This window comes from Cardiobacterium sp., assembly GCF_057314735.1.
In genome coordinates this window covers 1-12,458 of record NZ_DBHKZK010000076.1, presented here as the reverse complement: position 1 = coordinate 12,458, position 12,458 = coordinate 1, and the positions used below count along the sequence as shown (strand labels likewise).

Annotated in this window: 1 CRISPR repeat array (running past one end of the window). The window is 57.2% G+C overall.

Annotated features, from left to right (window positions below):
* Positions 1 to 11,730: direct repeats of the CRISPR family, unit length 32 nt; unit sequence GTCGCTCCCCACGCGGGAGCGCGAATTGAAAC; it reaches 1,616 nt to the left of the window's first position.
* Positions 11,731 to 12,458: the final 728 nt, after the last annotated feature.

Genomic DNA, 12,458 nt, shown 5'->3' with positions numbered 1-12,458 from the left:
TGCTGGCGTTCGCCACGCCGACCGACAACGTCGCTCCCCACGCGGGAGCGCGAATTGAAACTTGGTGTTATTGCCTACCTTGCTGTTGTGTGCGAGTCGCTCCCCACGCGGGAGCGCGAATTGAAACAAGGCGAGGATTAAATCATGAAAATCAATCAATTGCGTCGCTCCCCACGCGGGAGCGCGAATTGAAACAATGATTATGTCGAAAACATCCGCCGCTGGGCAGGTCGCTCCCCACGCGGGAGCGCGAATTGAAACAAACCTTGAGGATGGTGGCGTTGACTTAAAAGACGTCGCTCCCCACGCGGGAGCGCGAATTGAAACGCCACGTTGTCAATACTTGCATTGTTCCGTGTGTCGCTCCCCACGCGGGAGCGCGAATTGAAACCTTTCAGCGCCGCCAATACCGCCAGCCCGTCGCGTCGCTCCCCACGCGGGAGCGCGAATTGAAACGTTGGCTTTGCCACGAATACCGTCTGTGCCGAAAGTCGCTCCCCACGCGGGAGCGCGAATTGAAACCCATTCCCTCTTGGTGATGGGAATGGATGTCATTGTCGCTCCCCACGCGGGAGCGCGAATTGAAACAGGTAGCTATTGTAACAAAGTGTTATAATAGCCGTCGCTCCCCACGCGGGAGCGCGAATTGAAACTGTTAAAAATCAGAAATGCAAGCCCTTTTGATTGTCGCTCCCCACGCGGGAGCGCGAATTGAAACAAAGACCCGTTTGATGGCATTGTTGCTGACCTTAGTCGCTCCCCACGCGGGAGCGCGAATTGAAACCCGGCAAGCTCTTTGAAGAAGCAGCGAAGTTCTTCAAGTCGCTCCCCACGCGGGAGCGCGAATTGAAACTTTGTTGATTTGGTGCCTGATTTGGGCATGGCGTGTCGCTCCCCACGCGGGAGCGCGAATTGAAACCGGATCGGCACGGCTCGCCGCTTCCCAGTCTTCTGTCGCTCCCCACGCGGGAGCGCGAATTGAAACGCAAAATTACCGGTTAACACGGGGGGCGGCTTCGTCGCTCCCCACGCGGGAGCGCGAATTGAAACACCAATGCCGTTGCCTCCGTCGCCCAATACAAGGTCGCTCCCCACGCGGGAGCGCGAATTGAAACGAAGGGGTGGACAAGGCGCCGACGATGCAACGCCGTCGCTCCCCACGCGGGAGCGCGAATTGAAACGCAAAATTACCGGTTAACACGGGGGGCGGCTTCGTCGCTCCCCACGCGGGAGCGCGAATTGAAACGGCATCGCCCATGCTGCTGCCGTTCACCTCGTCCGTCGCTCCCCACGCGGGAGCGCGAATTGAAACTGTTTTCGGGCGTGGCGAACGCCAGCACGGCAAACGTCGCTCCCCACGCGGGAGCGCGAATTGAAACACCTCCGCCAAAGTGCATGCGCTTGAGACCTCCCGTCGCTCCCCACGCGGGAGCGCGAATTGAAACTATCAGGGCTGCGCGGCGGCGCAACAGCAGCGGGGTCGCTCCCCACGCGGGAGCGCGAATTGAAACGCATTGGCACCGCGCAAAAAACCGTCGCATAAAGTCGCTCCCCACGCGGGAGCGCGAATTGAAACGCAAAATGAAAGCCGCAGCGGTAGGCTTGCCGCGTCGCTCCCCACGCGGGAGCGCGAATTGAAACGCGGAACAGTTCGCGCTGGCGCTCGTTGCCGAGGTCGCTCCCCACGCGGGAGCGCGAATTGAAACGCCCGGCGCCGCATCAGCAAAACCATGTACAACGTCGCTCCCCACGCGGGAGCGCGAATTGAAACGCAGCCCTGATAGAACTGTTGCTTGACGATATAAGTCGCTCCCCACGCGGGAGCGCGAATTGAAACTCCGGTTGAGGGGGTTCGGGGGTAGGTTCGTCAAGTCGCTCCCCACGCGGGAGCGCGAATTGAAACATGCACTGCGCCCGCGGAAAATCCTTCGGCTTGCGTCGCTCCCCACGCGGGAGCGCGAATTGAAACGCCCCATCCAAATCGCCCTCACCGCCGCCAGTCGTCGCTCCCCACGCGGGAGCGCGAATTGAAACTAAATTTCGTGAATCCCTTGCGTGATGTGCCATCGTCGCTCCCCACGCGGGAGCGCGAATTGAAACAGCAAGGACAAACCCTCATTTGGGATGAACAAGTGTCGCTCCCCACGCGGGAGCGCGAATTGAAACCCGGGATTTGAGATGAGTGAGTATTGGGCGGAGCGTCGCTCCCCACGCGGGAGCGCGAATTGAAACGACAATTGGCACAAGATGGGCGACCCACGAGACCGTCGCTCCCCACGCGGGAGCGCGAATTGAAACGTAGTGGGTGCAGTCCAAGCCGTGCCTTTCAAAAGTCGCTCCCCACGCGGGAGCGCGAATTGAAACTCTGTTCATGACTTTGGTGTGGATGATATTGTGGTCGCTCCCCACGCGGGAGCGCGAATTGAAACATTCTCAATGGCGGAAAATCAATGCCGCGGAATACGTCGCTCCCCACGCGGGAGCGCGAATTGAAACGCATTATGTAAAAGCGATAAAGCATTTCAAGTTCGTCGCTCCCCACGCGGGAGCGCGAATTGAAACCATCGCGGCAATAATCCAATGATGAAGATAAGGCGTCGCTCCCCACGCGGGAGCGCGAATTGAAACATGGTACGGAATGCCGTTGAAGTTATCAGCGCCTGTCGCTCCCCACGCGGGAGCGCGAATTGAAACTTGTTGTCCTTATGAAGGCTAAAAGAAAAGACAAGTCGCTCCCCACGCGGGAGCGCGAATTGAAACAAAACTAGATACATCGAAAGATGAAGGAGAAAAGGTCGCTCCCCACGCGGGAGCGCGAATTGAAACAATGAAATCAACAGAATGATTTATAAATTTGGTAGTCGCTCCCCACGCGGGAGCGCGAATTGAAACTGGAATATCCAGCTTCACGCCCAACGGAATGAGAAGTCGCTCCCCACGCGGGAGCGCGAATTGAAACTGTTTGCAAAGTTTTCATAAGTGAAAATCCTATGTCGCTCCCCACGCGGGAGCGCGAATTGAAACTTGACATTATACATATTGGCTGCTGCTTTAGCCGTCGCTCCCCACGCGGGAGCGCGAATTGAAACTACCTTATGAATGCGTAGAAATTGCAGGCGGTATGTCGCTCCCCACGCGGGAGCGCGAATTGAAACATGCTCCTCCGGCGATGCCAGTAGCCGCTCGCGTGTCGCTCCCCACGCGGGAGCGCGAATTGAAACTCCAAGCCTTGTGCGGCCTCGGTCGCGGTGTACTGTCGCTCCCCACGCGGGAGCGCGAATTGAAACATACCAAACTCGCTCCATAAACTCTTCGAATTTGTCGCTCCCCACGCGGGAGCGCGAATTGAAACAGAATGATGTCTTTGGCTCTGATGCGAACATTCGTCGCTCCCCACGCGGGAGCGCGAATTGAAACGTTTCAAAGATATCAACATTTTCGACCAAATAAGGTCGCTCCCCACGCGGGAGCGCGAATTGAAACAATGAGAATGCAACAGAATCGTTTTCATCTGCTGGTCGCTCCCCACGCGGGAGCGCGAATTGAAACATAAACAGGGCTACAAAATGCCCTGTAAACTTGGTCGCTCCCCACGCGGGAGCGCGAATTGAAACTCACTTCCAGTTCCCAACGGTCTTCTTTCTTTTGTCGCTCCCCACGCGGGAGCGCGAATTGAAACGCCAAGTTTGAAACAAGTTACATTAGAGCCGATGGTCGCTCCCCACGCGGGAGCGCGAATTGAAACTTCATAATTCTGTCTCTGAATGTAAAGCGCGGAAGTCGCTCCCCACGCGGGAGCGCGAATTGAAACAAACATACGGGAAAGAAAACAACGTAACACGTTTGTCGCTCCCCACGCGGGAGCGCGAATTGAAACTCTTCAATGGGTCAGTAACCGCCCAGTTGAAGGGTCGCTCCCCACGCGGGAGCGCGAATTGAAACATGTTTTGTTGAAGCCGAGATTGAGGCTGATACGTCGCTCCCCACGCGGGAGCGCGAATTGAAACTTGATAAATTAGAACATACACCAAAAACTGTAGCGGTCGCTCCCCACGCGGGAGCGCGAATTGAAACCGTATTACAAGTACAAGGAAGAAACCACAACTGAGTCGCTCCCCACGCGGGAGCGCGAATTGAAACAAAAGAAAGAGCTGACCTGTTGGCGTCCATTTAGTCGCTCCCCACGCGGGAGCGCGAATTGAAACGAGCCTCTAGGAAGCGTTTTAAGGGCTTGTTTTGTCGCTCCCCACGCGGGAGCGCGAATTGAAACAATCGTGGCAGGATTTGAACAAAGAAGGCTTTGTGTCGCTCCCCACGCGGGAGCGCGAATTGAAACCGCCCCATGATAGGTTTCCAATCTGCGCCAACCGTCGCTCCCCACGCGGGAGCGCGAATTGAAACCCACTCATGATTAAAAGAGTTAATCGGTTTTCCTGAAGTCGCTCCCCACGCGGGAGCGCGAATTGAAACGTTATATACAAGAATGAAATATTTATCATTCCGCGTCGCTCCCCACGCGGGAGCGCGAATTGAAACTGTAAGGCTAACAGCTACTTGGAAATGCAACCACGTCGCTCCCCACGCGGGAGCGCGAATTGAAACAACCAAAGCGCGGAATTGTGCTTGGGTAATGCTGGTCGCTCCCCACGCGGGAGCGCGAATTGAAACGACGTTAGTCCGCGCCCATATACCACAAAGCGGGTCGCTCCCCACGCGGGAGCGCGAATTGAAACAGCTACTAACGAACATACTGGTTATGGCGGTACGGTCGCTCCCCACGCGGGAGCGCGAATTGAAACAATCTCAACAATGTTGCCCTTTGAATAAAGTGAGTCGCTCCCCACGCGGGAGCGCGAATTGAAACTTGAATGGCACGAAGTATCTGAAAATTACCAATGTCGCTCCCCACGCGGGAGCGCGAATTGAAACGGTCGCCTCCAGTTGGGTAATCGCCGGGTCGCGCGTCGCTCCCCACGCGGGAGCGCGAATTGAAACCTGGCAGTCAATACAGCGGATGGCCGCCGGGTTGGTCGCTCCCCACGCGGGAGCGCGAATTGAAACGCTTTCGCGCTCCCGCTGCTGTTGCGCCGCCGCGTCGCTCCCCACGCGGGAGCGCGAATTGAAACTGAGATGAGCGAGTATTGGGCGGAGCCAAAAACCTGTGTCGCTCCCCACGCGGGAGCGCGAATTGAAACTAATGGGTTTTGTAATCACTAACATTCTTAACCGTGTCGCTCCCCACGCGGGAGCGCGAATTGAAACGGGCAGGAATAAAAGACGGAAAACCTACCGCTTATGTCGCTCCCCACGCGGGAGCGCGAATTGAAACGATGCCATCCGCAAAGGGTGCAGCCTTGACGATAGTCGCTCCCCACGCGGGAGCGCGAATTGAAACTATATTTATATCAATAAAATACCCGTGTTTTGTTGGTCGCTCCCCACGCGGGAGCGCGAATTGAAACATTCGGATCGTGGACGATGTATTTGGCGTTTTTGTCGCTCCCCACGCGGGAGCGCGAATTGAAACCCAAAAACCGGGCGAAACGGGTGTACGGCCAGCGTCGCTCCCCACGCGGGAGCGCGAATTGAAACCCAATCGCCCTGGGTTTGTTTGATGCGCTTGGCTGTCGCTCCCCACGCGGGAGCGCGAATTGAAACCGCCCCAATCCGCCCCGGCTCGCTGCAAATCACGTCGCTCCCCACGCGGGAGCGCGAATTGAAACGTCGGTCGCTTTGACACGACGAGCGACCTCGCCCCGTCGCTCCCCACGCGGGAGCGCGAATTGAAACACCTACCGAGTCTTTGAAATCAAAGAAAAGGCAGTCGCTCCCCACGCGGGAGCGCGAATTGAAACTCGGCACAGACCAGCCACGCACTCAAATTGAGGCGTCGCTCCCCACGCGGGAGCGCGAATTGAAACATGGACAGCACGAAAGACTACCAAATAAATATAGGTCGCTCCCCACGCGGGAGCGCGAATTGAAACGTTATGATGCCTATGAAATGGGCTTTGCCGCTGGGTCGCTCCCCACGCGGGAGCGCGAATTGAAACGCAGCCCTGATAGAACTGTTGCTTGACGATATAAGTCGCTCCCCACGCGGGAGCGCGAATTGAAACTCCTTCGTCCACCGGACGCATTAGCGGCGCGTAGGTCGCTCCCCACGCGGGAGCGCGAATTGAAACAACGCGCGCAGCGTCCACGCGGCGGTGCGTGTGCGTCGCTCCCCACGCGGGAGCGCGAATTGAAACCCAGCCAGCCGCGCAAAAAGGCGGGGGCGTAGCGTCGCTCCCCACGCGGGAGCGCGAATTGAAACCAACCACACATTGGATGAAACAGTATCAAGCAGCGTCGCTCCCCACGCGGGAGCGCGAATTGAAACCTGAATGAAGTCATCTACCGGACAGCAATAATCAAGTCGCTCCCCACGCGGGAGCGCGAATTGAAACTAGCAGGATTTCTGCACAACGATGACTTCATCAAGTCGCTCCCCACGCGGGAGCGCGAATTGAAACTTGACAAACGAGAACACAAATGCCTTACCGAAGCGTCGCTCCCCACGCGGGAGCGCGAATTGAAACATTGAGGGCAAGCCCTGTAATCTGGATGACTATGTCGCTCCCCACGCGGGAGCGCGAATTGAAACTTTCCGTAAAAGAAGGTGGCATTTGGAAGAGAGTGTCGCTCCCCACGCGGGAGCGCGAATTGAAACGTTATTGATATTCATCAAGGGCAGACCTTAAAGCGTCGCTCCCCACGCGGGAGCGCGAATTGAAACAGTTGAACGAATACACCTGCCGTTTACGAATAGCGTCGCTCCCCACGCGGGAGCGCGAATTGAAACCCTGCATCGCGCAAGGGGCGGGGGTGATGCGTGGGTCGCTCCCCACGCGGGAGCGCGAATTGAAACGTTATATACAAGAATGAAATATTTATCATTCCGGTCGCTCCCCACGCGGGAGCGCGAATTGAAACACACAAAACGGTATCAAGAAAGTAGTCATTGCCTGTCGCTCCCCACGCGGGAGCGCGAATTGAAACCAGCCTAAAGCCCTACCTAAAGCGCTGTTTCTAAGTCGCTCCCCACGCGGGAGCGCGAATTGAAACCAGCAAGAATGCACGGGTTGTAGAAGAATCACATGTCGCTCCCCACGCGGGAGCGCGAATTGAAACAACATTTCTAACCAGATTCAGAATGATGTCTTTGTCGCTCCCCACGCGGGAGCGCGAATTGAAACACCTAATGGCGTATCCAGTTCATCATAAAAGAAGGTCGCTCCCCACGCGGGAGCGCGAATTGAAACCACTAGCCCTAGCTTTGGCTTCTTCAGCAAGTAGTCGCTCCCCACGCGGGAGCGCGAATTGAAACTTACCAATGTCCCAAACACCAACAATAAGGCTTTGTCGCTCCCCACGCGGGAGCGCGAATTGAAACAATAGATTCGGCTTGGATAACTTGCTAAAGTAGGTCGCTCCCCACGCGGGAGCGCGAATTGAAACGCCCGTGCCCAAAAAGCAGATACCGCCGAAAATTGTCGCTCCCCACGCGGGAGCGCGAATTGAAACTCATCAATGAGGACAATCACAGACAACAGCAAGGGTCGCTCCCCACGCGGGAGCGCGAATTGAAACGTTTTGAGTTTTTCAAGTTGGCACAACACCTATGTGTCGCTCCCCACGCGGGAGCGCGAATTGAAACCCTTGCCGCGATCCGTGGCTCCGCTCGTAAAGAGGTCGCTCCCCACGCGGGAGCGCGAATTGAAACTGCCACTCCGTAACCCAATGGCCGCGAATCAGCGTCGCTCCCCACGCGGGAGCGCGAATTGAAACAAACGATGAGCTTACATATTGGGATGAAAGCAGAGGTCGCTCCCCACGCGGGAGCGCGAATTGAAACCGAATATAAACCGTCCCGGCTTCGTTTGCCCGCTTGTCGCTCCCCACGCGGGAGCGCGAATTGAAACCACTCCTGATAGATGCGGTCAATCGCCGCCAGTGTCGCTCCCCACGCGGGAGCGCGAATTGAAACCGCTGGAAATGGCAAAGAGAGACAATGTAACGGGGTCGCTCCCCACGCGGGAGCGCGAATTGAAACGGTGTCCACGACAATGACACCACGGAAGGACGGGGTCGCTCCCCACGCGGGAGCGCGAATTGAAACATCGGCAAGGCGAAATAGGGGGGGGCATCATGTTGTCGCTCCCCACGCGGGAGCGCGAATTGAAACGCCTCATTTGAGGCGTTATTTACCGCCCCGCTTTTGTCGCTCCCCACGCGGGAGCGCGAATTGAAACTTTATTGGCGACGCAGCCGCCGATTGGTGTAGCGTCGCTCCCCACGCGGGAGCGCGAATTGAAACGCGCGACGTAAAATGTTTGGGGTCGATGCCTACCGTCGCTCCCCACGCGGGAGCGCGAATTGAAACCAACACTTGCCGCGATAACGGCACCCAATGCACGTCGCTCCCCACGCGGGAGCGCGAATTGAAACTCAATCTTTGCGTCCTGTAGGGCGTTGGTCTTGTGTCGCTCCCCACGCGGGAGCGCGAATTGAAACCATACGTCGCATGATGGAAAATGAAGAGCCATTTTGTCGCTCCCCACGCGGGAGCGCGAATTGAAACAGCATGGCCGCAAAAATGTCCGGTGTTTTCTAAAGTCGCTCCCCACGCGGGAGCGCGAATTGAAACGGCCAGGAATATGCCGACGACATCTCGCTCATGGGTCGCTCCCCACGCGGGAGCGCGAATTGAAACCAAGAACTGGTAACTTACATTCAAAATCCGAACCGTCGCTCCCCACGCGGGAGCGCGAATTGAAACGATGAATCTGGCATTATTAAAACTTGCCCTTCAAGTCGCTCCCCACGCGGGAGCGCGAATTGAAACATATAATTCCCGGCTGGGCGTGCAAATGCCCTGGGTCGCTCCCCACGCGGGAGCGCGAATTGAAACGCGCCCGCACCAGTCGGCGATGTCGGCGGTGCGCGTCGCTCCCCACGCGGGAGCGCGAATTGAAACATTAAATAATCAACAAATAAAAAATGCAAGTTAATGTCGCTCCCCACGCGGGAGCGCGAATTGAAACAAATTCCCGAAGCGCTATTACGGCTATTATCAAAGGTCGCTCCCCACGCGGGAGCGCGAATTGAAACGAGACATGGCGGGAACAATGCGGCGCGGCACTCGTCGCTCCCCACGCGGGAGCGCGAATTGAAACTGCTCGCACCAGTCGTTGTAAGTGTCCTGAGTGAGTCGCTCCCCACGCGGGAGCGCGAATTGAAACAGTACAACTCTAAATCTAGAGTGGAATCAGAATCGTCGCTCCCCACGCGGGAGCGCGAATTGAAACGTATCTCAAAACGGTACAACTTGGAACGCTATTCAAGTCGCTCCCCACGCGGGAGCGCGAATTGAAACATTGAAGAAAAAGAAAGCGCCCTGTTAAAGGCGGTCGCTCCCCACGCGGGAGCGCGAATTGAAACCCGACCGACGACAAGGATTTTTATGACGTTTATGTCGCTCCCCACGCGGGAGCGCGAATTGAAACTTTACTAAGAAGAAACTTGATATGGCGGCAGGGCGTCGCTCCCCACGCGGGAGCGCGAATTGAAACGTATCCCCAGAATGAGTGCCATCGGTAGTATGGGGTCGCTCCCCACGCGGGAGCGCGAATTGAAACCTCTGCCTCGACCCGGCGCGGGAATACCTCATCATGTCGCTCCCCACGCGGGAGCGCGAATTGAAACACTTTGCCTGTATTATCAACGTAAGCATTCAACGTCGCTCCCCACGCGGGAGCGCGAATTGAAACTATTGCGGTCTTCGCTAACCAACTTACCTACGACGTCGCTCCCCACGCGGGAGCGCGAATTGAAACCTGCAACTGTTTTGGAAACGCCATTTTCTACACGGTCGCTCCCCACGCGGGAGCGCGAATTGAAACGGCAACCGCTACTCGACTGCGGCGCCCTACCGCGGTCGCTCCCCACGCGGGAGCGCGAATTGAAACGATGTCGAGTTGGTTTTCCGGGAATGGCGTCAGCGTCGCTCCCCACGCGGGAGCGCGAATTGAAACATGGCTGACGCTGCCTAGCTGCCGCTCAAGATCGGTCGCTCCCCACGCGGGAGCGCGAATTGAAACGCCATCGCAGAGCAACAGGTCAAGGACTTAAAGGGTCGCTCCCCACGCGGGAGCGCGAATTGAAACAGAGCGCGTGATGTACGCCCAACCGCAGGACATCGTCGCTCCCCACGCGGGAGCGCGAATTGAAACCGCCTCATCAAACGCCCGGATGTTGGCAGGTCGCGGTCGCTCCCCACGCGGGAGCGCGAATTGAAACGCTCGCCTCAACATCGACGGACGTGCCGCGGGCGGTCGCTCCCCACGCGGGAGCGCGAATTGAAACAATCGTCGCCACGGCGTAGGCGGCGATGCGCTTGGTCGCTCCCCACGCGGGAGCGCGAATTGAAACGCATCCAAAGACGCCGCGGATGCCAAAAATCAGGTCGCTCCCCACGCGGGAGCGCGAATTGAAACCAGCCCGGCGCGGATGGCGGCAATGACCGCTGGGTCGCTCCCCACGCGGGAGCGCGAATTGAAACAATTTTGTGCGTGCCGGTCTCGCTCAAGGCATGGGTCGCTCCCCACGCGGGAGCGCGAATTGAAACTCCGCAGGTAGCGGGCGGCGGGCGCGTGTGGCAGGTCGCTCCCCACGCGGGAGCGCGAATTGAAACGGCCCTTGGGTAATGAGATAGACGTCAAAGCCGCGTCGCTCCCCACGCGGGAGCGCGAATTGAAACTCGCGCGTGGCGTCGTCGCCTCCGTCGGCTCCTCGTCGCTCCCCACGCGGGAGCGCGAATTGAAACAACAACGATAACCATCGAAGCCAGTAGCAGCACAAGTCGCTCCCCACGCGGGAGCGCGAATTGAAACAGTAAACCCGATGATGGAATATGAGGGCGATTACGTCGCTCCCCACGCGGGAGCGCGAATTGAAACTTTTGCGCCCGGCATACTGCGCCCCACCAAAAACGTCGCTCCCCACGCGGGAGCGCGAATTGAAACCATTCAGATGGCTCATGGCACGCTTACTTGCTGCGTCGCTCCCCACGCGGGAGCGCGAATTGAAACATCTGTACCGCGCTTTTGGAATGGAAGGCGCGACGTCGCTCCCCACGCGGGAGCGCGAATTGAAACTTTTTGCACGTTTACCTCTCTTTTCAACGTGCGCGTCGCTCCCCACGCGGGAGCGCGAATTGAAACACCTCGCGCGAAACCTACGCGCGGCACCGCCAATTGTCGCTCCCCACGCGGGAGCGCGAATTGAAACTCTCTCATGGGCAAGCAAACCAAAGAAGGACATAGTCGCTCCCCACGCGGGAGCGCGAATTGAAACTTGAGAGGGATTTTTGAGGCGCGACGGATTGCAGGTCGCTCCCCACGCGGGAGCGCGAATTGAAACCCGAATATGGATCTCGAATGCCTCCGGCTCTGACTGTCGCTCCCCTCGCGGGAGCGCGAATTGAAACCGTGGGCGCGCACAATATCGGCAGTCCCGGCGGAGTCGCTCCCCTCGCGGGAGCGCGAATTGAAACCACCCAGGCGCTGCGCACCCACTCGCCGCCCTGCGTCGCTCCCCTCGCGGGAGCGCGAATTGAAACCTTTAGTCTTCTTCGTCGGTGTACTCATCCGGGGCGGTCGCTCCCCACGCGGGAGCGCGAATTGAAACCTGCATATCGGCGGCGAGGTGTTTAGATCCAGATTGCTCCCCACTCTGCCGCTAATGGTTGAAGACCGCCGCTATCGACCACAGCATGAGCGGGAAAAGGACGCAGATGAGCAGGCTGTCCAAAATTTTGTATAACCGCGTATCCGCTTTATCTTTGTCGTCCATTTTTCCGGTAATGAACGTTAATGCCCAAATAGACCTCTTTCCAAACCATGCAAAGGCATACGTTTTTTGGAATTTGAATCTCTGCCCCCACCCCGGCCCTCCCCCACGGGGGAGGGAGCCGTTCTGCGGCAGATTCAAATAACAGCTGCCATATCACATATGGATAGTTATGAAACTGTTGCTATTTTTGCAGCCAATGAGTTCCCTCCCCCTGTGGGGGAGGGTTAGGGTGGGGGCAGCAGACAACAGCTCGGCAGGTTTGGAATTTTGTCGGGTTGCCGTGCAAGTTATGGTTTGGAAGGAAGTCTAATAAAGTCGTTGCGCAGTTTTTATACTCCCTCCCCGGTCTTTCCCGCTTCGCAGGGAGGAGCTGAATGGCAAACAGGCACTCTGGTGTCATTCGCGCATTGACGCAGGTGGTTCTTTTTCATTCACAATATATTTTACCCTTCTCTCAAAAAACGGTTTTTCTATAGCATAGAAAGTAAGTATCGAAAAGAGAACGACCCCAGGCAAAATGATGGTATTTTGTGCCAGCAGGCTGTTAAAAGTCTCCGGATATG